Genomic DNA, 25,075 nt, shown 5'->3' with positions numbered 1-25,075 from the left:
TGTTCTGCAGAATCAAAAACGCCCCTGGAACTGCCTCCGTGCAGGCCGAACCAGGGGCGGGTGTTGCTCGGTGCCACCTTTGAACCTGTGGTCGCAGGTTCAAAGGTGTTGGATCTGAGATTTTGGGGGCGCTTTGCGCCCCTTTCGCGACACAAGGCCGCTCCTACAGGGGACCGCGATCCGTTGTAGGAGCGGCCTTGCGTCGCGAAAGGGCTGCGCAGCAGCCCCCGGATCTAAATCATTTTTCGTCGCGGATCGAGAAGTTGGCCATGTGCTCCAGGCCTTTGATCAGCGCCGAGTGGTCCCAGTTGCCGCCGCCCAGGGCCTGGCAGGTGTTGAACACTTGCTGGGCATTGGAGGTGTTGGGCAGGTTGATGCCCAGTTCCTTGGCACCCTGCAGGGCCAGGTTCAGGTCCTTCTGGTGCAGGTTGATGCGGAAGCCTGGGTCGAAGGTGCCCTTGATCATGCGCTCGGCGTGCACTTCGAGGATCTTCGACGAGGCGAAGCCGCCCATCAGTGCTTCACGTACCTTGGCCGGGTCGGCGCCGTTCTTGGCGGCGAACAGCAGGGCTTCGGCAACGGCCTGGATGTTCAGGGCAACGATGATCTGGTTGGCCACCTTGGCGGTCTGGCCGTCGCCATTGCCACCGACGCGGGTGATGTTCTTGCCCATGGCTTCGAACAGCGGCAGGGCGCGCTCGAAGGCTTTCGGGCAGCCACCGACCATGATGCTCAGGGTCGCGGCCTTGGCACCGACTTCGCCACCGGACACCGGGGCGTCCAGGTAGGCAGCGCCAGTGGCCTTGATCTTCTCGGCGAAGGCTTTGGTAGCGGTAGGGGAGATCGAGCTCATGTCGATCACGACCTTGTTCGGGCCCACGCCTTCGGCCACGCCGTTGTCACCGAACAGGACGCTCTCGACCTGCGGGGTGTCGGGGACCATGACGATGATGAACTCGGCTTCCTGGGCAACTTCCTTCGGGTTGGCCAGGGCCACGGCACCGGCGGCGATCAGGTCGGCCGGGGCAGCGTCGTGGTGGGTGGAGACGAAGATGCTGTGACCTGCTTTCTGCAGGTTCTGAGCCATGGGCTTGCCCATGATGCCGGTGCCGATGAAACCGATTTTAGCCATGAGAGATTACCTCGTTGTATTTGTTGAATCTCGATGGAGCAGGCTGCACAGGCCCCCTTGTTGGACACAAAACTCTGTGGGAGCGGGTTTACCCGCGAAAGCGGCAGTGAAGCCAGCATCGCATTCGCGGGTGAACCCGCTCCCACAGGGTCAGGCATGTGTCACGGGACCCCGATCAGCCTTAGATTGCGTTATGGGTCTTCAGCCAGCCCAGGCCCGCTTCGGTGGTGGTCAGCGGCTTGTACTCCGCGCCCACCCAGCCCTGGTAGCCGATGCGGTCCAGGTGCTCGAACAGGAAGCGGTAGTTGATCTCGCCGGTGCCTGGCTCGTTGCGGCCGGGGTTGTCGGCCAGCTGGATGTGGTTGATCAGTTTCAGGTTGGCTTCCATGGTACGAGCCAGGTCACCTTCCATGATCTGCATGTGGTAGATGTCGTACTGCAGGAACAGGTTGTCGCTGCCAACCTCGGCCTGGATTTCAAGCGCTTGCTTGGTGGTGTTCAGGTAGAAGCCGGGGATGTCGCGGGTGTTGATCATTTCCATGACCAGGCGGATCCCGGCGGCTTTCAGCTTGTCGGCGGCGTAGCGCAGGTTTTCCACGAAGGTCTTGCGCACGGTGGCGCAGTCCGGGCCTTGTGGGCGAATGCCGGCCAGGGCGTTGACCTGGGTGTTGCCCAGCACCTTGGCGTATTCGATGGCCTTGTCGACACCGGCGCGGAATTCCTCGACGCGGTCAGGGTGGCAGGTGATACCGCGCTCACCCTTGGCCCAATCGCCCGCCGGCAGGTTGAACAGCACCTGGGTCAGGCCGTTGGCGTCCAGCTGCTGCTTGATCTCGGCAGCGCTGAAGTCGTACGGGAAGAGGTATTCGACGCCGCTGAAACCAGCATCGGCGGCAGCCTTGAAGCGGGCCAGGAAGTCCTGTTCGGTGAACAGCATGGACAGGTTGGCAGCGAAGCGAGGCATGTTGTGTCTCCTTGCGATGAAGGCCCCCGGCGCCCTCAGGTAGGGGCCGGCACGGGGGCGTCAGGCGATCAGTCCAGCAGCGAGATGGCGGTTGGCGCGTCGTTGCCGACCAGGGCCAGGTCTTCGAACTCGTTGACCGCGTTGATCTCGGTGCCCATGGAAATGTTGGTCACACGTTCGAGAATCACCTCGACCACCACCGGCACGCGGAACTCTTCGGCCATCTTCTGTGCCTTGAGCAGGGCAGGGGCGATCTCGGCCGGCTCGAATACACGGATGGCCTTGCAGCCCAGGCCTTCGACCACGGCGACATGGTCGACACCGTAGGTGGCGGCGTCGGTCGAGTTGATGTTCTCGAACGCCAGTTGTACACAGTAATCCATGTCGAAGCCACGTTGCGCCTGACGGATCAGGCCCAGGTAGGCGTTGTTCACCAGTACGTGCACGTACGGCAGGTTGAACTGTGCGCCCACCGCCAGCTCTTCGATCATGAACTGGAAGTCGTAGTCACCCGACAGCGCGACCACCTTGCGTTTCGGATCGGCCTTGACCACACCGAGGGCGGCAGGGATGGTCCAGCCCAGCGGGCCGGCCTGGCCGCAGTTGATCCAGTGGCGTGGCTTGTACACGTGCAGGAACTGCGCGCCGGCGATCTGCGACAGACCGATGGTGCTGACGTAGCAGGTGTCCTTGCCGAATACCTGGTTCATTTCTTCGTAGACGCGCTGCGGCTTGACCGGCACGTTGTCGAAGTGGGTCTTGCGCTGCAGGGTTGCCTTGCGCTCCTGGCAGTCTTCCAGCCAGGCCTTGCGGCACTTCAGCTTGCCAGCGGCTTTCCACTCGCGGGCCACTTCGAGGAATACGTCCAGTGCCTTGCCGGCGTCGGAAACGATACCCAGGTCCGGGGTGAACACGCGGCCGATCTGGGTCGGCTCGATGTCCACGTGCACGAACTTGCGGCCTTCGGTGTAGACGTCGACGGAACCGGTGTGGCGGTTGGCCCAGCGGTTACCGATACCGAACACCAGGTCGGATTTCAGCAGGGTGGCGTTGCCGTAGCGGTGCGAAGTCTGCAGGCCGACCATGCCGACCATCTGTGCGTGGTCGTCCGGGATGGTGCCCCAGCCCATCAGGGTCGGGATTACCGGTACACCGGTCAGTTCGGCGAACTCGACCAGCTTGTCGCTGGCGTCGGCGTTGATGATGCCGCCACCGGCTACCAGCAGCGGGCGCTCGGCGTCATTGAGCAGGGCCAGGGCTTTTTCGGCCTGTACGCGGGTGGCGGACGGCTTGTGCACTGGCAGCGGTTCGTAGGCGTCGATGTCGAATTCGATTTCGGCCATCTGCACGTCGAACGGCAGGTCGATCAGTACCGGGCCTGGGCGGCCGGTGCGCATTTCATAGAAGGCCTTCTGGAAGGCGTAAGGCACCTGGCCTGGCTCCAGAACGGTGGTGGCCCACTTGGTGACCGGCTTGACGATGTTGGTGATGTCGACAGCCTGGAAGTCTTCCTTGTGCAGGCGGGCACGTGGGGCCTGGCCGGTGATGCAGAGGATCGGGATGGAGTCGGCGGAGGCACTGTACAGGCCGGTGACCATGTCGGTGCCGGCTGGGCCGGAGGTGCCGATGCACACGCCGATGTTGCCCGGGTTGGCACGGGTGTAACCCTCGGCCATGTGCGAGGCGCCTTCGACGTGACGAGCGAGGACGTGATCGATGCCACCGACTTTCTTCAGGGCCGAGTACAACGGGTTGATGGCAGCCCCCGGGATGCCGAACGCGGTATCTACACCTTCACGGCGCATGACCAGAACGGCTGCATCGATTGCTCTCATTTTGCTCATGGTTTGTGCCTCATCGATTTTGTAATTGTATACAACTTGCTTTGTGCCAGAGTGTATTCACGGCTGGCCGCTTAGGTCAACGGGTTTTCGTCGGCGGACGTCGCTTTCGTTCGAGCGCCCGTGAAAACGGAGGTTTGCGCCATCGCATACGATCGTTTCAAAATATTGTATACAAAAACATCTTTCGTTGTGTTCTATTTGTTCTATCGGTTTTCAACTGCCCTCAGGGCTTCTCACAACAAGAAGAGGACCTTTCCATGAACGCTTTGAACCTGAAAGTCGCGGTCAGCCTGGTGAATGCCGCGCTGGCGGCGGGCCGCAAGATCAATGCCGCGCCACTGACCGTGGCGGTGCTGGATGCCGGCGGCCACTTGCTGGCGCTACAACGCGAGGATGGCGCCAGCCTGATCCGGCCGGAGGTGGCCACCGGCAAGGCCTGGGGCGCGATTGCCCTGGGCAAGGGCTCGCGCCTGCTGGCGCTGGACGCGCAGCAGCGGCCGGCATTTTTTGCCGCGCTGAACGGGTTGGGCGAGCGGCCGGTGGTGCCGGCGCCGGGTGGCGTGCTGGTGCGTGATCAGGATGGCAAGGTGCTGGGTGCGGTAGGGATCAGCGGGGATACGTCGGATATCGACGAGCAGTGCGCGATCAGTGCGATCGAGGAGGTGGGGTTGAAGGCGGATGCCGGGGTAGCGGCGTAAGGCTGAAGATGGCTGGGGCCGCTTTGCGGCCCTTTCGCGACACAAGGCCGCTCCTACAAGGGATCGCAGGTAGTACGCGATCCCTTGTAGGAGCGGCCTTGTGTCGCGAAGGGCTGCAAGGCAGCCCCACTGGCCCTGTCAGGCTAGCTCAGGCTCACAGCCCTTGAGCACCATGCGGATGATGGTCTCCGCCGCCGCGTCATAATCGCTGTCGGCCAGCTTGGCCTTGCCGGTCACCGCAGAGATCTGCCAGTCGAAATCGGCATAGGTCTGGGTCGCTGCCCAGATGCTGAACATCAGGTGATGCGCATCCACATGGGCGATCTGCCCGCGGTCGATCCAGCGCTGGATGCACTCGATGTTATGCCGTGCCTGCTCGTTCAGCTGCGCTACCTGGTTCGGCGACAGGTGCGGGGCACCGTGCATGATCTCGCTGGCGAACACCTTGGACGCATGCGGCAGGTCGCGGGAAATGCGGATCTTCGAGCGGATGTACGCACTCAGCACTTCCTTCGGGTCACCGTCGGCATTGAACGGGGTCGACGCCTGCATGATCGGCGCGATGATGCTTTCCAGGACCTCGCGGTAGAGGTTGTCCTTGGATTTGAAGTAGTAATACACGTTCGGCTTGGGCAGGCCGGCCTTGGCCGCGATATCGCTGGTCTTGGTGGCGGCGAAGCCCTTGTCGGCGAATTCCTCGCTGGCCGCGCGCAGGATCAGTTCCTTGTTGCGCTCGCGAATGGTGCTCATGGTCAGGGATCTTCCTCGTGTCTGGCCACCTCTAAGAGGGATCGGGCATGGTAGCACCGGGCTCGACGGGCGCTCAAGGCAGCGGCTTTGGGCTAGAATCCTGGGCACTCACTCTTCTGGATACAGGCAAACATGGCAGGAAGCAGTCTACTGGTACTGATCGACGACATCGCCACGGTGCTTGATGACGTCTCGGTGATGACCAAGGTGGCGGCGAAAAAGACCGCAGGCGTGCTGGGCGATGACCTGGCACTGAATGCCCAGCAGGTCACCGGGGTGCGTGCCGAGCGCGAGATCCCGGTGGTGTGGGCTGTGGCCAAGGGCTCGATGGTGAACAAGGCCATCCTGGTGCCGGCGGCGCTGCTGATCAGTGCGTTCATCCCCTGGGCGGTGACGCCGTTGCTGATGCTGGGCGGCGCCTACCTGTGCTTCGAGGGTTTCGAGAAGCTGGCGCACAAGTTCCTGCACAGCAAGGCCGAGACTGACGCCGAGCATGAAGCGCTCAAGGAGGCGGTGGCCGATGCCAATGTCGACCTGGTGGCGTTCGAGAAAGCCAAGATCAAGGGCGCGGTACGTACCGACTTCATCCTTTCGGCGGAAATCATCGCCATCACCCTGGGCATCGTTGCCGACTCGCCGTTGACCCAGCAGATCGTCGTGCTGTCGGGTATCGCGGTAGTCATGACCATCGGCGTGTACGGGCTGGTGGGCGGTATCGTCAAGCTCGATGACCTGGGGCTGTGGATGACCCGCAAGGCATCACGCCTGGCCAGGGCGGTGGGTAACGGCATTCTGCGTGCCGCGCCATACATGATGAAGAGCCTGTCGGTGATCGGCACGGCGGCCATGTTCCTGGTCGGTGGCGGGATCCTGGTGCATGGCATCGGGCCGCTGCATCACGCCATCGAGGCGTTCAGTGAAGGGCGTGGCGGGGCGTTGACCGTGGCGCTGCTGAACGGCGGTGTCGGGGTTGTGGCCGGTGCCGTGGTGCTGGCGGTGGTGGGCATTGCGGGGAAACTGTGGCGGGCGGTTCGGCCGGCCAACTGAGTTGCATGGCCGGGGCTTTGCCCCGGTTCGCGGGTGAACCCGCTCCCACATGTATAGCGTCTGCCATGAATCCGGTGCGGACCCTGTGGGAGCGGGTTTACCCGCGAATGGGCCGCAAGGCGGCCCCTATACTCAGATCAGAAGTGAACCTTGAGCAGGAAGCTCATGGTGTTCTGGTCGGTGGTGAAGGCATCGGAATCCTTGATGCCGTACTTGTTCTTCCAGTAGTCGTACTCCACACCCACATACAGCTGCTTCTCGCCCAGGTGCAAGGCTTTGCCCAGGTCATACTTGATCTGCGGATTGAAGTGCAGGTTGGCCTGGTAGGTGCCGCGGCGGTTCTCGTCGTTGTCCACCACCCAGTCCATGAAACCGTCGATCAGCACATCGGACGAACCGACCGGAATGGTGTACGACCACACCGGGGTGATCTGCCACACGTTGTCGCCGGCGCGGCTGCCGTCGGTGGTGCGGTTGTAGAAGTTCAGCTGGAAGTAGTCGAAGCCAGGGATGTCCAGGTCGAAGCCAGGGCCGATCAGGTACGACTCGGTATCACCTTCGCCGAACTCGTAGGTCATCGCCAGCAGCACGTCCTTGACCGGGCCGAAGGCCAGCTTCTGGTCGAAGATCTTGCCGAACGACAGGCGCGGGCTGATTTCGCCGTAGTAGGTGTTCGGGCCATTGCCCTCATCTTTCTGGCCCTGGTAGAAGATCTTGTCGACAAAGATGAAGTTATCGCCGTACTTCCAGCCATCAGCGTGCTCGAAGGTCACGGTTTGCTGGATCGACGGGTTGACCTTGAAGTTCTTGCCCCACAGGTAGGTCAGGCTGTTGTTCTGCCATTGCAGCAGGTCGCCGCCGAAGGTGGTGCCACAGGCCAGCAGGCCGCCGGCGAGGATCAGGCTGTTGATGGTACGCATTGCGAGTGTCGCTCCCTTGATTGATCTATTGTCAGCGCTCGTTGTTGGCGCTTTTTTGTCTTTTGAGTCAGCTTTTTTCGATAGGCCACAGCTGTTTGGCAAGGGTTGAGCCAACTTTCCTGGGCTGGCAAAACCTTCCTGCTCGACTTCGTTCTGAACGGATGAAAAGGGTCTTTCAGGCTGGCAACACGTTGGCCAACCGCCCGAATTCATTGACTGAGCGGTCAGTAAACGCAGGCAGAATCCCTTCTGCCCTGATCGAGGGGGCGCGCAGATTACTGGCTTGCGCGCCTTGCCTCAAGTGCTCCGTCCTGGAGCAGTGTGGTACAAACTTGTGCGTTTGGTCAGCTTTCTAGAAGTGCACCTTGATCAGGGCACTGGTGACGCTCTGGTTACTGTCGATATTGCCTTGGCTGTCGATGCCGTACTTGTCCTTCCAGTAGCTGTACTCGATGCCCACGTACAGCTGCTTGGCGCCCAGGTTCAGGGCTTTGCCCAGGTCGTACTTGACCTGTGGGTTGAACTGCAGGTTGGCGTGGTAGGTACCACGGCGGGTCTGGTCGTTGTCGACCACCCAGTCCATGTAACCGTCGATCAGAATGTCGGACTTGCCCACCGGAATGGTGTACGAGAAGGCCGGGGTGATCTGCCAGACGTTGTCACCGGGGCGGCTGCCTTCGGTGTTGCGCAGGTAGAAGTTGAGGGTGAAGTAGTTGAAGCCGGGGATGTCCAGGTCGAAGCCGGGGCCGATCAGGTAGGCCTCGTTGTCGCCCTCGCCACGCTCGTAGGTCATGGCCAGCAGCACATCCTTGATCGGGCCGAACGCCAGCTTCTGGTCGAAGATCTTGCCGAACGACAGGCGCGGGCTGAACTCACCGTAGTAGGAGGTGACGCCTTTGCCCGGGTCGGGCTTGCCGTTGTAGAAGACCTTGTCGACGAACATGAAGGTATCGCCGTACTTCCATTTGTTGGCGTGCTCGAAGGTCACCGTCTGCTGGATGCGTGGGTTGACCTTGAAATCCTTGCCGTACAGGTAGGTCAGGCTTTCGCCATGCCACTGCAGCCATTCGCCAGCGTGGGCGGGGAGGGTGGCCAGCAGGCTGCTGCCCAGCAAGAGGGACGAGGTGATGCGTTTCATGTTGTGGTTCCCGGACTTATTGTTTTTGTTGGGTTTTTTTGGCGCGCAGGCGCCCCGGACGGCCCATTCCGGCGGGCCGACGGTGTAGCGTTTACGGCGAATTCGAGGCGGGGCGGCAGTGCGCCGCCCCCCTTGCTCAATGCTGGTGACAGGCTTCGTTGTGCACCGCGCGGTCGGCACCACCAAGGATGTTGAACAGCACGTTCAACACCAGGGCACTGACCGTGGCCATGGCGATGCCACTGTGGGTGATGGGCTCCATCCACTGGGGCATCTGGGCGAAGAACTCCGGACGTACCACGGGGATCAACCCGAAGCCGACGCTCACCGCAACCAGCAGCTGGTTGCGACGGTCGCCGATGTCCGCCTCCTGGAGAATCTTGATCCCGGTGGCGGTGACCATGCCGAACATGGCGATGGACGCGCCGCCCAGTACCGCAGGCGGGATCGAGGCAATCAGGAAGGCCGCCTTGGGCAGCAGGCTGAGCAGGATCAGCAGTGCACCGGCCACGATGGTGACATAGCGGCAGCGCACCCCGGTCATCTGCACCAGGCCGATGTTCTGGGCGAACGAAGAGTGGGTGAAGGTGTTGAAGAAGCCGGCGATGAACGACGCGCCTGCATCGCACAGCAGGCCGCGGCGCAGCATCCCTGGGGTAACTTCACGATCGGTCACCTTACCCAGGGCCAGGAACATGCCGGTGGACTCGACGAAGATGATCACCACCACCAGGCACATGGACAGGATCGGTGCCAGGCTGAAGGTCGGCATGCCGAAGTGCAGTGGGGTCACCACTTGCAGCCACGGTGCGTCGTTCAGGCCCGACAGGTCGACCATGCCGATGGAGCCGGCCAGGATGTAGCCCAGGCCCATGCCCACCAGCACCGACACGTTGACCCAGAAACCGCGCATGAAACGGTTGATCAGCAGGATCACCGCCAGCACCAGGCCGGCCACCAGCAGGTAGATCGGCGAGCCGAAGGTATCTGCCTGGTGGCCGCCACCGGCCCAGTTGACTGCCACCGGGAACAGCGACAGGCCAATCGAGGTGATCACCGTGCCGGTGACCAGTGGCGGGAAGAAGCGTACGACCTTGGACATGAACGGCGCGATCAGCATGCCGAAGAACCCGGCGGCGATGGTCGCGCCGAAGATCCCCTGCAGGCCCACGCCAGGCATGCCGGCCATGGCCACCATGCTGCCGACGGCAGCGAAGCTGGCACCCATCATCACCGGCATGCGGATGCCCACCGGGCCGATACCGAAGGACTGGATGATGGTAGCGACGCCAGCGACCAGCAGGTCGGCGTTGATCAGGAAAGCGACTTCTTCACGGGACAACCCGGCGGCCTGGCCGATGATCAATGGCACGGCGATGGCGCCGCCGTACATCAGCAGAACGTGTTGCAGGCCAACCAGGATCAGTTGGAACAGGGGCAAGGGCTCGCGCGGCGGCGCAACAGGGATGTACGCCTTGCGTGACTCGGACATGCAGCACCTCGAGTTTTGTTTTTATTCTCGGATCCAAGCGCCGGCCTCAGGCGGCAGGCTTCCGGTTAAGAGAGCCTGAGGTTCCCGCTTGAGGCTGAACGCTCGATGCTTGCTTGTTGCGTATGTCTTGAAACAGAGGCCGGGGGTGCCGGCCTCTTCGCGGGTGAACCCGCTCCCACAGGGGGCGGTGTTATCCCGACAATTGTGTTTCAGTTGACCGGGGCGCCTTTGGCGATCCAGTCACCGACCAGCTTGCGCTCTTCGGTGGTCATCTGGGTGATGTTGCCCAGCGGCATGATCTGGCTGGCGACCGCTTGCGCCTGGATGCGCGCGGCCTGGGCCTGGATCTGCTGCGGGGTGTCGAACATCACGCCGGCAGGGGCGGCGCTGAACAGTGGGCTGGTCGGCTTGGACGAGTGGCACACGGTGCAGCGTTCCTGGATGACATTGTGGATCTTGTCGAAGCTCTCGCCGCCAGCCTGGGCCGTGGCCTGGGCAGGGGCTTCGGCCGGCGCGGCAGGTGCTGCGGCAGCCTTGGCGGCGTCCTCGGCGCGTTGCTCGGCAGCGGTCTTGCCACCTACAGCGGTCGCAGGCAGTGGCTGGTACTCGACCTTCGCCGCGGCTTGCTCAGGGCTGACGGCCATCGGTTTCGGACCGGTGACGTAGGCCAGGCAGATCATCGCCAGGGCGCCGACCGGCAGGGTCCAGGCGTACTTGTTGCTGTCGTGGCGGGTGTTGAAGTAGTGGCGGATCAGGACCGCGGCTACTGCGATACCGGCCAGGATCAGCCAGTTGTACTGGCTACCGTAGGTGCTCGGGAAGTGGTTGCTGATCATGATGAACAGCACCGGCAGGGTGAAGTAGTTGTTGTGGCGCGAGCGCAGCAGGCCTTTGGCCGGCAGTACCGGGTCGGGGGTCTGGTTGTTCTCGATCGCAGCCACCAGCTGGCGCTGGGCCGGCATGATGATGCGGAACACGTTGCCGACCATGATGGTGCCGATGATCGCGCCGGTGTGCAGGTACGCACCACGGCCGCTGAACACCAGGCTGAAGCCCCAGCACGCGGCGATGATCAGCACGAACAGTACAGCACCGAGCAGCGCTGGCTTCTTGCCCAGGGGCGAGTCGCACAGGAAGTCGTAGATGAACCAGCCGGCGATCAGCGAGCCGATACCGATGGCCACGCCTTCGGCACCGCTAAGGGTGCTGCCAGGGGCCAGCAGATACAGGGTCGGGTTCCAGTAGAACACCACGCACAGCAGGGCGATACCGGACATCCAGGTGAAGTAGGCTTCCCATTTGAACCAGTGCAGGTTCTCGGGCATTTTCGGGGGTGCGAGCTTGTATTTCTCCAGGTGGTAGATACCACCGCCGTGAATTGCCCAGAGATCACCCGACAACCCATCGCGCGGGTTGCTTCGGTTCAGGTGGTTCTCCAGCCAGACGAAGTAGAACGATGCACCGATCCAGGCGACACCGGTGATCATGTGAACCCAGCGAATGCTCAGGTTCAGCCATTCGTGAAGGTGTGCTTCCACAGTATGTACCTCTTGCCGGTCACCCGCTCGGGCATTGCCCTTGAATGACCGACCTTTTCTTATTGGTGGGGATTGAGGACCAGCATCTGTTCCTCGGTGAAGTAATGCTCGTCGCAGTTGTTACCGGAACCACTGCGATCAACCACCAGGAAGTCATCCCGCTTTTCGATCGTCAGCACCGGGTGGTGCCAGACGCCGCGATGGTAATTGACGCCCTGCCTGCCATTACTGCGGAAGGCTCGGACCAAACCTGATACAGGTGCATCGCCAACTGGCGCGACCACGATCAGAAAGGGGTTGCCGAGCAGCGGGATGAAAGCCTGGCTGCCCAGCGGATGGCGTTCCAGCATGCGCACGGTCAGCGGCATGTCCAGCGCGTCGGCGCGGAAGATGCTGATGATCGCCTTGTCTTCAGGCTCGGCGGTTTCGACCGTGGCGAGCTTGTGGAAGCGCATGGTCGAGCCGTTGTTGATCATGAAGTGGTCGCTGCCGTCGGTTTCGATCACGTCTCCGAAAGGGGCGAAGGCTTCTTTGGTCAGGGGCTCGATCATCAGGGTGCGCATGCGGATATCTCTTCTATGTTCGTTGTTCTGGATAAGGCTCAAGCGTTGCCGCGGCTTTACAGCTGCAGCAGGCGGAACAGGGCGATCAGGTTGATCTGCGCCAGGGCTTCCTTGAATTCGGCATCGGCATCGTTGTGGATGCGTTTTTCGAAGGAGGCGAGGATCTGGTGCCGGTTGCTGCCTTTAACCGCCATGATGAACGGGAACTGGAACTTGGCCTTGTAGGCGTCGTTCAGCTCGGTGAAACGGGCGAACTCTTCGGCGGTGCACTGGTGAATACCGGCGCCGGCCTGCTCGTTGGTGCTCGATTCGGTCAGCTCGCCCTGGATGGCGGCCTTGCCGGCCAGGTCCGGGTGAGCGTTGATCAGCGCCAGCTGGTCGGCGTGGTTGGCGCTGAGCAGGATGTCGCTCATGCGCTGGTGCAGCGCCTCGATCTCGTCCAGCTCGCCCAGTTGGCCCAGGTCATAGGCTTTTTCGGCTACCCACGGCGAGTGCTCGTAGATGTCGGCGAATGCCTTGACGAAGGCGTCACGGCCCAGGGCGGATGGCTTGAGGGTGTTGAAGGCGGTCATCAGGCGTTCTCTTTCTTGTACGGGTGGGTGGCGTGCCAGTGGCGGGCGATGTCCACGCGACGGGCGAACCAGACCTGGTCATGGCTTTTTGCGTAGTCGACGAAGCGCTTCAGTGCGGCAAGGCGTGCCGGGCGGCCGACCAGGCGGCAGTGCAGGCCGATGGACAGCATTTTCGGTGCTTCGGCGCCTTCGGCGTACAGCACATCGAAGGCGTCCTTCAGGTACTGGAAGAACTGCTCGCCGCAGTTGAAGCCCTGTACCTGGGTGAAGCGCATGTCGTTGGTATCGAGGGTGTAGGGGATCACCAGGTGCGGCTTGCCGGTAGAGTTGTTCGGCTCCCAGTAGGGCAGGTCGTCGTCATAGGTGTCGCTGTCGTACAGGAAGCCACCTTCCTCCATCACCAGGCGACGGGTGTTCGGGCCGGTGCGGCCGGTGTACCAGCCCAGCGGGCGCTCGCCGGTGATTTCGGTGAGGATGCGGATGGCTTCGAGCATGTGCTCGCGCTCCTGGGCCTCGTCCATGTACTGGTAGTCGATCCAGCGGTAGCCGTGGCTGCAGATTTCATGGCCGGCCTGGGCCATGGCGCGGATCACGTCGGGGTGGCGCTGGGCGGCCATGGCCACGGCGAAGATGGTCAGTGGCACGCCGCTGTCCTTGAACAGCTTCAGCAGGCGCCATACGCCGGCGCGGCTGCCGTATTCGTACAGCGATTCCATGCTCATGTTGCGCACGCCCTGCAGTGGCTGGGCGGCGACCATTTCCGAGAGGAATGCTTCGGACTCCTTGTCGCCGTGCAGGATGTTGCGTTCGCCACCTTCCTCGTAGTTGAGGACGAAAGACAGCGCGATGCGAGCGTTGCCCGGCCATTGCGGGTGAGGAGGGTTGTTGCCGTAACCGATCAGGTCGCGAGGGTAGTCAGCGCTCACTGCAGTCTTCCTTCTTGTGCGTTAGTGCGGGGGGTGGGCGGGCCGCGTCGGTATGTCGCACCACCGGATGGGCTGATTGTATACAACTTCTGAAATCTTTTGTAAGCCTGTTTTTCCGCATTTCTTCCCTTTTGTCGCCTCGCAGCGACCTGGAAAAACAGTGCAAGAAACCTGCCTGATTGGTCAGCTAATGACGTTGGCGTCTTTACGGCGCCTGTATTTGCGACCGATGGGTCGTTTATGGGCAAGAAACGGCAGGTACGACAGAAGGGCTCAAAAAATTGTGTACAATTTGGCGATGGAATGTCTTAATGGCGTCATTCCCGCACATCTCAGGCCCTTTGGCGTGATGATGGCCGTGTATTTTTTGCCCACAGATTGATCAAGAGGCGACAAGCAATGGGACGTTTGACCACACACGTACTGGATGCCGCGCATGGCTGCCCGGGCAGCTCGATCAAGGTCGAGCTGTACCGTGTCGAAGGCCAGCAGCTGGAGCTGGTGAACACCGCCCTGACCAACAGCGATGGCCGTGTCGACGCGCCGCTGCTGCAGGGTGACGACTACCGTACCGGCGTCTACCAGCTGCAGTTCAGCGCTGGCGACTACTACCGCGCTCGCGGTGTACAGCTGCCGGCCCAGGCGTTCCTGGATGTTGTCGTGCTGCGCTTTGGCATCGACGAGCAGCAGGAGCACTACCACGTGCCGCTGCTGATCTCGCCGTACAGCTATTCGACCTATCGTGGAAGCTAGTTGGTCGCTAGAAGAATCTTCGTAGGTCCTTTGGCCCGCTCTCACACTGGCGGGCTTTTTTTCGTCTGCTGTTTGTCGCCGGCAAGCCAGCTGCCATCTGATCGGTAGCACTGGCCCTTGTAGGAGCGGCCTTGTGGCGCGAAAGGGCTGCAAAGCAGCCCCAGGGTTTCAGCGCAGACGCACAAATTGCCGGGGCTGCTCCGCAGCCCTTTCGCGACACAAGGCCGCTCCTACAAAGGCCAGTGCAGGTCAGCAGATTGATGCCGGCCAAATAAAGAAAGGGCGCCGAGGCGCCCTTGGTTGGTGCAGCAGGGTTCAGAGGAACACGAACTTGGCAATGAAGATCGCGCACAGCACCCACAGGCTGGCGGAGATTTCCTTGTATTTGCCAGTACCTGCTTTCAATGCCACATAGCTGATGAAGCCCAGGGCAATACCGTCGGCGACCGAGAAAGTCAGCGGCATCATGATCACCGTGACGATCGCCGGAATGCTGTCGGTGGCCTCGTCCCAGTGGATATGCGCCATGCTGCCCATCATCAGCATCGCCACGTAGATCAGCGCACCGGCGGTGGCATAGGCCGGAATCATCCCGGCCAGCGGAGCGAAGAACATCGCCGCGATGAACAGCAGGCCGACCACCACGGCAGTCAGGCCGGTACGACCACCTGCGGCCACGCCGGCAGCACTTTCCACATAGCTGGTCACCGGCGGCACGCCGACCACGGCGCCGAACACACTTGAAGCACTGTCAGCCTTCAGCGCCTTCGACAGGTTCTCGATACGCCCGTCCGGCGCCACCAGGTTGGCCCGCTGCGCCACGCCCATCAGGGTGCCGGCGGTGTCGAACATGTGCACGAACAGGAACGCCAGCACCACGCTGATCATGCTGACGTTGAACACGCCAGCCACATCCATGGCCATCCAGGTCGGTGCCAGGCTTGGCGGCATCGACATCACCCCGCCGAATTTCACCAGGCCCAGGCCCCAGCCGGCCAGGGTGACACCGATGATGCTGATCAGGATCGCCCCGAACACCCGCTTGTAGCTGAGGATGGCGATCAGCAGGAAGCACACCGCCGCCAGCAGCGGCCCCGGTTCATGCAGCGAGCCCAGCTTGATCAGCGTGGCCGGGCTGTCGACGATGATGCCTGCCGTCTTCAGGCCGATCAGCCCGAGAAACAATCCGACGCCGGCCCCCATGGCATGGCGCAGGCTGACCGGGATGCTGTTGAGCAACCATTCGCGCACTTTCGACAAGGTCAGGAACATGAACAGCACACCCGAGACGAATACTGCGCCCAGTGCCGTTTCCCAGTTGTAGCCCATGGTGCCGACCACCGTGTAGGTGAAGAAGGCGTTAAGCCCCATGCCCGGCGCCAGGCCTACCGGCCAGTTGGCGTACAGGCCCATCAGCAGGCAACCCAGCGCGGCGGCGATGCAGGTGGCGACGAAGGCGGCACCGTGGTCGATGCCGGCGTCGGCCATGATGTTGGGGTTGACGAAGATGATGTAGGCCATGGTGATGAAGGTGGTCACCCCGGCGATCATTTCGGTTCTGACGGTGCTGCCGTGTTGCTTGAGTTTGAAAATCCGCTCCAGCCAGCTCGTTTCGAGCGGTGGGGCAAGATCCAGCGTAGGGGCTTCGGATTTGCGGCTTTCCACAGCGAGTACTCCTCAAGTCTTTCTTGTTGTTATGGAGCCAGGGGCCTGAGCAATGCACTTGGCGGCTCCGCGAGGGAAGGCAGACGTCTGACCGGTTTGTTGACTTATGGGTCAAGAAGTTGCTCGGTGGATTATGCTTTTGTGTACAAAGAATGCAAATAATGTTTTATGTTTTGTGTGCGCAATGCGTCGTACAACGGCTATATAGGTAAAAGGCCACCTGCAGAAACGGCTCAGCCTGTGTACAATGGCGCCATACTTTCCTTCGTGCCTCGAGAGCCCATGAACGAACAGCTGCAACCTCTGAAGAAACCTGCGCGTACCGGCAAGGCTGGCCGCAGTGGTACCCAGGACGACATCGTCTACGCGCATATTTTCGAGGCGATCCTCGAGCAGCGTCTGGCACCGGGCACCAAGTTGAGCGAGGAAGCGCTGGGCGAGATCTTCGGCGTCAGCCGCACCATCATCCGCCGCGCCTTGTCGCGCCTGGCCCACGAAAGCGTGGTGCTGTTGCGGCCGAACCGCGGCGCGGTGGTGGCCAGCCCGACGGTGGAAGAGGCCCGCCAGGTGTTCTTCTCCCGGCGCATGGTCGAACGGGCCATCACCGAACTGGCCGTGCAGCACGCTACCCTCGAGCAGCTCAACGAGCTGCGGCAGATGGTGCGCGAGGAGCGCGACAGCTTCTCCCGTGGTGACCGCGGTGCCGGCATTCGTCTTTCCGGCGAATTCCACCTCAAGCTGGCCGAGGCCGCAGGTAATGCGCCGTTGGTCAGCTTCCAGCGCAGCCTGGTGTCGCAGACCTCGCTGATCATTGCCCAGTACGAAAGCGGCAACCGCTCGCATTGCTCGTATGACGAACACATGCAGCTGATCGATGCCATCGAGGCGCGCGATGCCGAGCAGGCGGTGAGCCTGATGATGCACCACATGGACCACATCGACAGCAAGCTGAACCTGGACGAGGAGAGTGCCTCGGACGATCTGCATGCGGTGTTCTCGCATCTGTTGAAAAAGCCCAAGGTATCGATCAAGGGTTGATCGTTTGCCTAGGTGAACGTAATGCGCCGTTGTGGGAGCGGGTTCACCCGCGAACACCGGCGCAGCCGGTGCCATACATGGTGTCGCCTTCTTCGCGGGTAAACCCGCTCCCACAAGAAGCACGGCCATTTCTGGTCATTGATCAAAGGTCTGCTAAATTCTTGTGAGCAAACCTTCATCAAGCAGTTGGGCTTGCGCATTCGTTGCGTTCAACTTCTTGAGGAATGGACTCATGAGCATGTCCCTCGGTAAACGCATGGGCGCCGAGCTGCTCGGCACCTTCTGGCTGGTGCTTGGCGGCTGTGGCAGTGCGGTACTCGCCGCCAGTTCCCCCATCGGCATCGGTGTACTCGGCGTCGCCTTCGCCTTCGGCCTCACCGTGCTGACCATGGCCTTCGCCATCGGCCATATCTCCGGCTGCCACCTCAACCCCGCCGTGTCGTTCGGGCTGGTGGTGGGCGGGCGCTTCCCGGCCAAAGAGCTGTTGCCCTACGTGATCGCCCAGGTGATCGGCGCCATCCTGGCGGCGGGTGTGATCTACCTGATTGCCAGCGGTAAGGCAGGTTTCGAGCTGTCTGCGGGATTGGCTTCGAACGGCTACGCCGACCACTCGCCCGGCGGCTACACGCTCGGGGCGGGCTTTGTCAGTGAAGTGGTGATGACGGCGATGTTCCTGGTGGTGATCATGGGCGCCACCGACGCCCGGGCGCCAGCGGGTTTTGCACCGATCGCCATCGGCCTGGCCCTGACCCTGATCCACCTGATCTCGATCCCGGTGACCAATACCTCGGTCAACCCCGCGCGCAGCACGGGGCCGGCCTTGTTCGTCGGAGGCTGGGCCCTGCAACAGCTGTGGCTGTTCTGGGTGGCGCCGCTGATTGGTGCTGCGATCGGCGGCGCACTGTACCGGGGCCTGGCAAAAGAACCTTAGCGCTGGTGCACGCAACGCCCTGCGGCGTAGGTTTCGCGCACGGTGCGGTCGTCGCCGAGGGTGGTGAGCACGAACAGGGTTTCCTCGATGCTGTTGGACTGCTGGATGCGGTAGTCCAGCAGTGGCGTTGCCTTGTAGTCCAGTACCACGAAGTCGGCATCGTTGCCCGGGCGCAGGCTGCCGATGCGGTCGTCCAGGCGCAGCGCGCGGGCGCCGCCGAGGGTGGCCAGGTACAGTGACTTGTACGGGTGCAGGCGCGCGCCCTGCAGCTGCATCACCTTGTACGCTTCGTTGAGGGTGTTGAGCAGCGAGAAGCTGGTGCCGGCGCCAACGTCGGTGCCCAGGCCCACATTGACCTTGAAGCGCTCGGCCTGGGGCAGGTTGAACAGGCCGCTGCCGAGGAACAGGTTGGAGGTGGGGCAGAAGGCCACGGCCGAGCCGGTTTCGGCCAGGCGCTGGCATTCGTCATCGCACAGGTGCACGCCATGGGCGAATACCGAGCGTTCGCCCAGCAACTCGAAGTGGTCGTATACGTCCAGGTAACCCTTCTGCTCGGGGAACAGCGACTTGACCCAATCGATTTCCTTGAGGTTTTCCGACAGGTGCGTGTGCATGTACACGCCCGGGTGCTCCTTGAGCAGTTGGCCTGCCAGCGTCAGCTGCTCAGGCGTACTGGTCGGGGCGAAGCGCGGGGTGACTGCATAATGCAGGCGGCCCTTGCCATGCCAGCGCTCGATCAGTGCCTTGCTTTCGGCATAGCCGGACTCGGCGGTGTCGGTCAGGTAGTCCGGGGCGTTGCGGTCCATCATCACCTTGCCGGCGATCAGGCGCAGGTCCAGGCGCTCGGCTTCCTCGAACAGGGCATTGACCGATTCCGGGTGCACGCTGCCGAACACCAGGGCGGTGGTGGTGCCGTTGCGCAGCAGTTCCTTGAGGAAGATCTTCGCCACCTGGTCGGCGTGGCCCTTGTCGGCGAACTGCTTTTCGCAGGGGAAGGTGTAGGTGTTCAGCCAGTCCAGCAGCTGTTCGCCGTAGGAGCCGATCATGCCGGTCTGCGGGAAGTGGATGTGGGTGTCGATGAAGCCCGGGGTGATCAGTGCGTCTTGGTAGTGCTCGACCGGGATATCGGCGTCCAGGGTCGGCAACAGTTCGGCGGCGTGGCCTACGGCGCGGATGCGGCCGTCGTCGACTACCAGCAGGCCGTCCTCGAAGTATTCATGGGAAGCCTCCAGGCCCACCTCGGCCGGGTCGGCGATGCTGTGCAGGATGGCGGCACGGTAGGCTTTGCGGGTAACGGTCATAACTCACTCGTCAAATGGCTTGGCTGCGCCGGGAAGGCGGCAGCAACTGGGCAATGGGGCCGGCATTGGCGGCAGCATCGTGCTGGCCGAAGCAGGCGTTGTAGGTGGCGATGATTTCACCGGCGATGGACACGGCAATCTCTATGGGCAGCTTGCCCTTGACCTCGGCCAGGCCCATCGGGCAGCGCATGCGCGCCATCACGGCATCGTCGTAGCCGCGCTCGCGCAGGCGGTGCTCGAACTTGACCCGTTTGGTCTTCGAGCCGATCAGGCCGAACCAGGTGAAGTCGTTGCGCTTGAGAATGGCGGCGGTCAGTTCCAGGTCGAGCTGGTGGTTGTGGGTCATGACGATGCAGTAGCAGCCTGGCGGCAGGTCTGCCACTTCGTCGACCGGCTCCTCGCTGACCACCTTGGTCACCCCGTCGGGGATCAGGGCAGGGAATTCCTGCTCGCGCGAATCGATCCAGCGCACCCGGCAGGGCAGCGCGGCGAGCAAGGGTACCAGAGCCCGGCCGACATGGCCCGCGCCGAACACCGCGATCTGCGCCTGCACCGCGGCCATGGGTTCGAACAGCAGCACCGTGACGCCGCCGCAGCACTGGCCAAGGCTGGCACCGAGGCTGAAGCGCTCCAGGTGCGGGGTAGTGCGGTGCTCTTCGAGCATCTGCCGGGCGATGTGCAGGGCCTTGTATTCCAGGTGGCCGCCGCCGATGGTGTCGAACAGGCCGCTGGCGCTGACGACCATTTTCGAGCCGGCATTGCGCGGGGTCGAGCCGCGTTCCTCGATGATGGTAACCAGCACGCAGGCTTCGCCACGGGACTGGTGGTCGGCGAGGGCGTTGATCCATTGGTGCATGATGCAATTCCTCTTCAGAACAACGCGGTCCGCTTTGTGTAGGAGCGGCCTTGTGTCGCGAAAGGGCTGCGCAGCAGCCCCAGAAATCCATGTTGCTGTACAAGTTTTGGGGCCGCTGCGCGGCCCTTTCGCGACACAAGGCCGCTCCTACAAAAAGCGGAGCGGCGGTGTTACTGGGTGACGGTTTCCAGCTCCGGCTCGGCAGGTTGCGCTGCAGCCACGGCATTGCGCATCTGCTCGCAACCCCACAACACCCGCTCCGGCGTCGCCGGCGCATCCACCTGTGGCTGCACGCGGTAGTCGGCGATGCTGGCCACGGCGTCCTTGATCGCGCACCAGGCAGCGATGCCGAGCATGAACGGCGGCTCGCCCACGGCCTTGGAGTGGAACACGGTGTCTTCCGGGTTCTTGCGGTTCTCCACCAGCTTTACCCGCAAATCCAGCGGCATGTCGGCCACTGCCGGGATCTTGTAGCTGGCCGGGCCGTTGGTCATCAGCTTGCCCTTGGCGTTCCACACCAGCTCTTCGGTGGTCAGCCAGCCCATGCCCTGGATGAAGCCGCCTTCCACCTGGCCGATGTCGATGGCCGGGTTCAGCGAATCACCCACATCGTGCAGGATGTCGGCACGCAGCATCTTGTACTCGCCGGTCAGGGTGTCGACCACCACTTCCACGCAGGCGGCGCCGAAGGCGAAGTAGTAGAACGGCCGGCCACGTGCCTGGCTGCGGTCGTAGTAGATCTTCGGCGTACGGTAGAAGCCGGTGCTGGACAGTGACACCTGGGCGAAGTAGGCCTGCTGCACCAGCTGCTCGAAGCTGACGATCTGGTCGCGCACGCGCACATGGCCGTTGCGGAACTCGACGTCTTCCTCGGTCACCTGGTAGTGCCGCGCGGCGAACTCGGTCAGGCGCTTCTTGAGGATTTCGGCAGCGTTCTGCGCCGCCTTGCCGTTCAGGTCGGCACCACTGGAGGCTGCGGTCGGCGAGGTGTTGGGCACCTTGTCGGTGTTGGTGGCGGTGATCTGGATACGGCTGAAATCGACCTGGAAGATCTGTGCCACCACCTGTGCCACCTTGGTGTTCAGGCCCTGGCCCATCTCGGTGCCGCCATGGTTCAGGTGGATGCTGCCGTCGGTGTAGATATGGATCAGCGCACCGGCCTGGTTGAGGAAGGTGGCGGTGAACGAAATACCGAACTTGACCGGGGTCAGCGCCAGGCCCTTCTTCAGGATCGGGCTGTTGGCGTTGAAGCGGCGGATCGACTCGCGGCGCTCGGCGTAGTCGCTGCTGGCTTCCAGTTCGGCGGTCATCTCTTCGAGCATGTTGTGCTCGACGGTCTGGTAGTAGTGGGTGACGTTGCGCTCGGTCTTGCCGTAGTAGTTGGCCTTGCGCACCGCCAGCGGGTCGCGGCCCAGGTGGCGGGCGATGTGGTCCATCACCTGCTCGATGGCGACCATCCCCTGCGGGCCGCCGAAGCCGCGGTATGCGGTGTTGGAGGCGGTGTTGGTCTTGCAGCGGTGGCCGTGCACGGTGGCATCGCCCAGGTAGTAGGCGTTGTCGGAGTGGAACATGGCGCGGTCGACGATCGAACCGGACAGGTCGGGCGAGTAGCCGCAGTTGCCGGCCAGATCGAAGTTGATGCCGTGCAGGCGCCCGTCGTCGTCGAAGCCCACGTCGTACTCGACGTAGAACGGGTGGCGCTTGCCGGTCATGGTCATGTCTTCGACCCGTGGCAGGCGCATCTTGGTGGGCTGGCCGGTCAGGCGCGCGACCACGGCGCACAGGCACGCCGGGCTGGCGGCCTGGGTTTCCTTGCCGCCAAAACCGCCACCCATGCGGCGCATGTCCAGCACCACCTTGTTCATTGGCACGTCGAGTACTTCGGCGACCAGCTTTTGCACTTCGGTGGGGTTTTGCGTGGAGCAGTAGACGATCATGCCGCCATCTTCGGTGGGCATCACCGAGGAAACCTGCGTTTCCAGGTAGAAGTGCTCCTGGCCACCGATGTGCAGGGTGCCCTGGATGCGGTGCGGGGCACTGGCCAGGGCAGCAGCGGAATCGCCACGCTGGTGGGTGTGGCTGTCGAGCACGAAGTGCTTCTTGCGCAATGCTTCGACCACATCCAGCACCGGCTCCAGGTCTTCATACTCGACGATGGCGGCCATGGCCGCACGGCGTGCGGTATCGAGGTCGCGGGCGGCCACGGCGAGCACCGGCTGGCCGAAGAACTCGACCTTGTCGATGGCCAGCAGCGGATCGCCGGCGACCACCGGGCCGATGTCCTTGAGGCCGGGGATGTCTTCGTGGGTGATAGCGATGCGCACGCCCTCGAAGGCATAGCACGGCGTGGTGTCGATGCGCAGGATGCGCGCGTGGGCGCGGTCGGCGGTGCGTGCATAGACGTGCAGCTGGTTGGGAAATTCCAGGCGGTCGTCGATGTACACCGCCTCGCCGGACACATGCTTGTCGGCGCTGTCGTGCTTGACGCTGCGGCCGACCCCGGTGGTCAGGTCCTGGCTGAACAGTTCGGCCATCTCGGCCTGGCTCTTGGCTACGTGATGGTTAGACATAAGCGGTCACCCGGGTTTCGATGTACGGCGTTTGCTGTTCGATGAAGTACTTGCGCAGCAGGTTCTGCGCGGTCAGCAGGCGGTATTCCTTGCTGGCGCGGAAGTCGCTGAGCGGGGTGAAGTCTTCCGCCAGGGCCTGGCAGGCGCGCTCGATGGCAGCCTGGTTCCACGGCTTGCCGCGCAACGCCGCTTCGCAGGCGAGGGCCCGTTTGGGGATCGCCGCCATGCCGCCGAAGGCGATACGCACACCGCTGACCACGCCGTCTTCGATGCTCAGGTTGAAGGCGCCGCACACGGCGGAAATGTCATCGTCCAGGCGCTTGGACACTTTATAGGCGCGGAACGCCCAATCGCCGGTGGCGCGCGGCACGATGATCTTCTCGATGAACTCGCTGTCCTGGCGGGCAGTGATGCGGTAGTCGATGAAGTAGTCTTCCAGTGGCATCACCCGCTGGCGCTCGCCCTGGCGCAGGACGATCTGCGCATCCAGGGCAATCAGCAGGGGTGGCGAGTCGCCGATTGGCGAAGCGTTGCCGATATTGCCGCCCAGGGTGCCCTGGTTGCGGATCTGCAGCGAAGCGAAGCGGTGCAGCAGGGCGCCGAAGTCCGGGTATTCCTCGTTCAGTGCGCCGTAGCAGTCGGTGAGCGGGGTGGCGGCGCCGATTTCCAGGTGGCTGGCGGTTTTCTCGATGCGCTTGAGCTCGGCCACATGGCCGACGTAGATCATCACCGGCAAGGTCTTGTGAAACTGGGTGACTTCCAGGGCCAGGTCGGTACCGCCGGCCAGCAGCCGCGCTTCGGGGTGCGAGCTGTACAGGTCGGCCAGGTCGGCCACGGTCAGTGGTACCAGGCAGCGCTTGTCGCCGCTGTTCAGTTCGCCGGTCTGGGTTGGCGCAATGGCCTTGAGGCGGCTGATGGTCTGTGCCTGCTGGGCATCGAACTGGTCGCGGCAAGGCTGGCGGCAGCTCTGCTCGGCGGCGTCGAGGATCGGCCGGTAGCCGGTGCAGCGGCACAGGTTGCCGGCCAGGGCTTCCTGGGCCTGGTGCAGGTCGGGGCCGCTGCTGTTCTTCTGCAGGGCGAACAGCGACATGACGAAGCCGGGGGTGCAGAAGCCGCACTGCGAGCCATGGCAATCGGCCATGGCCTGTTGCACGCTGTGCAGCTGGCCTTGGTGCTTGAGGCCTTCGACGCTGATCAGTTGCTTGCCGTGCAGCGACGAAACGAAGGTCAGGCACGAGTTGAGGCTGCGGTAGCGCAGGCTGTCGTTGCCCTGGTCGTCCTGGGTCAGTTCGCCGACCACCACGGTGCAGGCGCCGCAGTCACCACTGGCGCAGCCCTCCTTGGTGCCAGGTTTGCCCAGGTGCTCGCGCAGGTACTGCAGCACCGTCATGTTCGGGTCCAGGGCATGCTCACTACGCAGCTCCTGGTTGACGAGAAACTGGATCACGGGGATGGCCTCGCAATGGTTTTATTGTTGTTGGGCGGACTCTAAGCAAGAGCTGTCCAGCTGGTCAATATTTTTCTGACTCAAAGGTCAAGAAATTGCTCATGTCCGAGCCCGGCCGCACACATTGCCCATATTTCAAGCATAGATCGCGCCGGGCGCCTGGATGCCTTGCAGGTCAAATAAACCGCCAGGCCCCTCTGCGCGATTACCGGCCAAGTACGCTACAATCCGCTTCTTGTGCCCAGTTCAATGATTTTGAAGGAAAACCATGACGTTCAAGGCCCCGGACAGCCTCTCCGAGCAGATTGCCGATTACCTGGCCGAACGCATCATCCGCGGCGAGCTGGCGCCAGGCGAGCGTATCCAGGAGCAGAAGGTCACCCAGGCTCTCAACGTCAGCCGCGGCTCGGTGCGCGAGGCGCTGCTGATCCTCGAACGCCGCCACCTGGTGGCGATCCTGCCGCGCCGGGGTGCCCATGTGACCGAACTCGACGAGCGCAGTGTGCGCAGCCTGTGCGCACTGATGGGTGAGTTCTACATCCTGCTGGGTAACGCGGTTGCGCAAAAATGGCGCACCGATGCCGACCTGCGCCCGTTCCTGGAGATCCAGCAGCGCCTGCAGCGGGCCCATGACCAGCTGGACATCAAGGCCTTCGTCGCCGACAGCTTCGCGGTCATGCGGGCGGCCTATCCGTTCGCCGACAACCCGTTCCTGCAGGAAACCGTGGAAAACCTGCAGCCGGCGATGAGCCGTGCCTACTACCTGTCGCTGGACCAGCGCCAGGCCAACATGATCGATTACCTGGACCTGTTCGCCCGCCTGCTCGACGCCGTGATCGCCCGTGATCTGCCGCGCATTCGCGAGGTGCTCACCGCCTATGGCCAGCGCAGCTGCGAACTGGTGCTGGCGGCGTTGGCCCGAGGCTGACC

22 protein-coding genes are annotated in these 25,075 nt (G+C 62.7%); 6 read left to right on the top strand and 16 right to left on the bottom strand.

The window, feature by feature from the left end; genetic code table 11:
* Nucleotides 1-238: 238 nt before the first annotated feature.
* The 3 genes from ABNP31_RS18285 to gcl all read right to left on the bottom strand — a co-directional run bounded on the left by ABNP31_RS18285 (nucleotide 239) and on the right by gcl (nucleotide 3,940).
* The gene (locus ABNP31_RS18285) at nucleotides 239-1,132 is read right to left on the bottom strand and encodes a 2-hydroxy-3-oxopropionate reductase (RefSeq protein ID WP_350012637.1); all 894 of its coding nucleotides are present in this window, start codon (nucleotides 1,130-1,132) and stop codon (nucleotides 239-241) included.
* 181 nt (nucleotides 1,133-1,313) lie between these two features.
* A complete protein-coding gene (gene hyi / locus ABNP31_RS18280) occupies nucleotides 1,314-2,096 on the bottom strand; it encodes a hydroxypyruvate isomerase (RefSeq protein WP_003259508.1) in 783 nt (260 codons plus the stop codon).
* 68 nt (nucleotides 2,097-2,164) lie between these two features.
* Nucleotides 2,165-3,940 (bottom strand): glyoxylate carboligase, encoded by a 1,776-nt coding sequence (gene gcl, locus ABNP31_RS18275; protein WP_015271168.1) that lies wholly within the window; start codon nucleotides 3,938-3,940, stop codon nucleotides 2,165-2,167.
* 257 nt (nucleotides 3,941-4,197) lie between these two features.
* Here gcl and ABNP31_RS18270 point away from each other — a divergent pair, with 257 nt between their 5' ends.
* Nucleotides 4,198-4,638 (top strand): GlcG/HbpS family heme-binding protein, encoded by a 441-nt coding sequence (locus ABNP31_RS18270; RefSeq protein ID WP_013973539.1) that lies wholly within the window; start codon nucleotides 4,198-4,200, stop codon nucleotides 4,636-4,638.
* A 138-nt stretch (nucleotides 4,639-4,776) separates the two neighbouring features.
* Here ABNP31_RS18270 and ABNP31_RS18265 read toward each other — a convergent pair whose 3' ends face one another.
* Nucleotides 4,777-5,388: a TetR/AcrR family transcriptional regulator gene (locus tag ABNP31_RS18265; RefSeq protein ID WP_015271167.1), complete on the bottom strand. Its 612-nt coding sequence runs from the start codon at nucleotides 5,386-5,388 to the stop codon at nucleotides 4,777-4,779.
* A 132-nt stretch (nucleotides 5,389-5,520) separates the two neighbouring features.
* Here ABNP31_RS18265 and ABNP31_RS18260 point away from each other — a divergent pair, with 132 nt between their 5' ends.
* The gene (locus ABNP31_RS18260) at nucleotides 5,521-6,435 is read left to right on the top strand and encodes a DUF808 domain-containing protein (protein ID WP_085664004.1); all 915 of its coding nucleotides are present in this window, start codon (nucleotides 5,521-5,523) and stop codon (nucleotides 6,433-6,435) included.
* A 137-nt stretch (nucleotides 6,436-6,572) separates the two neighbouring features.
* Here ABNP31_RS18260 and ABNP31_RS18255 read toward each other — a convergent pair whose 3' ends face one another.
* From ABNP31_RS18255 to puuE, 7 genes are all read right to left on the bottom strand, one after another.
* Entirely contained in the window at nucleotides 6,573-7,355 is a 783-nt protein-coding gene (locus tag ABNP31_RS18255) for an outer membrane protein OmpK (protein WP_025340033.1), read from the bottom strand.
* Between the two features lie 352 nt (nucleotides 7,356-7,707).
* Nucleotides 7,708-8,493: an outer membrane protein OmpK gene (locus ABNP31_RS18250; RefSeq protein WP_075045891.1), complete on the bottom strand. Its 786-nt coding sequence runs from the start codon at nucleotides 8,491-8,493 to the stop codon at nucleotides 7,708-7,710.
* Between the two features lie 136 nt (nucleotides 8,494-8,629).
* Nucleotides 8,630-9,985, bottom strand: coding sequence for a nucleobase:cation symporter-2 family protein (locus ABNP31_RS18245; protein WP_085593158.1), 1,356 nt, complete (start codon nucleotides 9,983-9,985; stop codon nucleotides 8,630-8,632).
* Nucleotides 9,986-10,194: 209 nt separating this feature from the next.
* Nucleotides 10,195-11,523 carry a urate hydroxylase PuuD gene (locus ABNP31_RS18240; RefSeq protein ID WP_013973534.1) on the bottom strand — a complete coding sequence of 443 codons (1,329 nt, stop codon included), beginning with the start codon at nucleotides 11,521-11,523 and terminating at the stop codon, nucleotides 10,195-10,197.
* Between the two features lie 59 nt (nucleotides 11,524-11,582).
* Nucleotides 11,583-12,086: an ureidoglycolate lyase gene (locus ABNP31_RS18235; protein ID WP_003259500.1), complete on the bottom strand. Its 504-nt coding sequence runs from the start codon at nucleotides 12,084-12,086 to the stop codon at nucleotides 11,583-11,585.
* Nucleotides 12,087-12,142: 56 nt separating this feature from the next.
* Complete coding sequence (gene uraD / locus ABNP31_RS18230; RefSeq protein ID WP_025340030.1) at nucleotides 12,143-12,658, bottom strand: 2-oxo-4-hydroxy-4-carboxy-5-ureidoimidazoline decarboxylase; 516 nt, start codon at nucleotides 12,656-12,658, stop codon at nucleotides 12,143-12,145.
* Nucleotides 12,658-13,584, bottom strand: a complete 927-nt coding sequence (gene puuE, locus ABNP31_RS18225; RefSeq protein WP_085691624.1) for an allantoinase PuuE — start codon at nucleotides 13,582-13,584, stop codon at nucleotides 12,658-12,660. The genes uraD and puuE overlap by 1 nt, the downstream gene beginning before the upstream one ends.
* A 399-nt stretch (nucleotides 13,585-13,983) precedes the next feature.
* On the opposite strand from puuE, the gene uraH reads away from it, so the two are divergent.
* Nucleotides 13,984-14,337 carry a hydroxyisourate hydrolase gene (gene uraH / locus ABNP31_RS18220; RefSeq protein WP_003259496.1) on the top strand — a complete coding sequence of 118 codons (354 nt, stop codon included), beginning with the start codon at nucleotides 13,984-13,986 and terminating at the stop codon, nucleotides 14,335-14,337.
* 315 nt (nucleotides 14,338-14,652) lie between these two features.
* On the opposite strand, the gene ABNP31_RS18215 is transcribed toward uraH, so the two are convergent.
* Nucleotides 14,653-16,002 (bottom strand): NCS2 family permease, encoded by a 1,350-nt coding sequence (locus ABNP31_RS18215; RefSeq protein WP_013973528.1) that lies wholly within the window; start codon nucleotides 16,000-16,002, stop codon nucleotides 14,653-14,655.
* Between the two features lie 282 nt (nucleotides 16,003-16,284).
* On the opposite strand from ABNP31_RS18215, the gene ABNP31_RS18210 reads away from it, so the two are divergent.
* Both ABNP31_RS18210 and aqpZ read left to right on the top strand, forming a co-directional pair.
* Complete coding sequence (locus ABNP31_RS18210) at nucleotides 16,285-17,040, top strand: GntR family transcriptional regulator (protein WP_085664005.1); 756 nt, start codon at nucleotides 16,285-16,287, stop codon at nucleotides 17,038-17,040.
* A 232-nt stretch (nucleotides 17,041-17,272) separates the two neighbouring features.
* Nucleotides 17,273-17,971 (top strand): aquaporin Z, encoded by a 699-nt coding sequence (gene aqpZ / locus ABNP31_RS18205; protein ID WP_025340028.1) that lies wholly within the window; start codon nucleotides 17,273-17,275, stop codon nucleotides 17,969-17,971.
* Here aqpZ and guaD read toward each other — a convergent pair.
* From guaD to xdhA, 4 genes are all read right to left on the bottom strand, one after another.
* Nucleotides 17,968-19,272 (bottom strand): guanine deaminase, encoded by a 1,305-nt coding sequence (gene guaD, locus ABNP31_RS18200; protein WP_075045889.1) that lies wholly within the window; start codon nucleotides 19,270-19,272, stop codon nucleotides 17,968-17,970. The two genes, aqpZ and guaD, sit on opposite strands and share 4 nt — an antisense overlap.
* Nucleotides 19,273-19,282: 10 nt before the next feature.
* A complete protein-coding gene (gene xdhC / locus ABNP31_RS18195) occupies nucleotides 19,283-20,128 on the bottom strand; it encodes a xanthine dehydrogenase accessory protein XdhC (RefSeq protein ID WP_025340026.1) in 846 nt (281 codons plus the stop codon).
* A 170-nt stretch (nucleotides 20,129-20,298) separates the two neighbouring features.
* Nucleotides 20,299-22,698: a xanthine dehydrogenase molybdopterin binding subunit gene (gene xdhB / locus ABNP31_RS18190; protein WP_350012636.1), complete on the bottom strand. Its 2,400-nt coding sequence runs from the start codon at nucleotides 22,696-22,698 to the stop codon at nucleotides 20,299-20,301.
* Nucleotides 22,691-24,145 carry a xanthine dehydrogenase small subunit gene (gene xdhA, locus ABNP31_RS18185; protein WP_350012635.1) on the bottom strand — a complete coding sequence of 485 codons (1,455 nt, stop codon included), beginning with the start codon at nucleotides 24,143-24,145 and terminating at the stop codon, nucleotides 22,691-22,693. The genes xdhB and xdhA overlap by 8 nt, the downstream gene beginning before the upstream one ends.
* A gap of 268 nt (nucleotides 24,146-24,413) precedes the next feature.
* On the opposite strand from xdhA, the gene ABNP31_RS18180 reads away from it, so the two are divergent.
* Nucleotides 24,414-25,073 carry a GntR family transcriptional regulator gene (locus ABNP31_RS18180; protein ID WP_015271155.1) on the top strand — a complete coding sequence of 220 codons (660 nt, stop codon included), beginning with the start codon at nucleotides 24,414-24,416 and terminating at the stop codon, nucleotides 25,071-25,073.
* The last annotated feature ends 2 nt before the right edge of the window (nucleotides 25,074-25,075 follow it).

This window comes from Pseudomonas asiatica, assembly GCF_040214835.1.
GTDB lineage: Bacteria > Pseudomonadota > Gammaproteobacteria > Pseudomonadales > Pseudomonadaceae > Aquipseudomonas > Aquipseudomonas putida_Z.
Note: the sequence above shows the minus strand (reverse complement) of the source record. Positions and strands in the feature narration are given on the sequence as shown.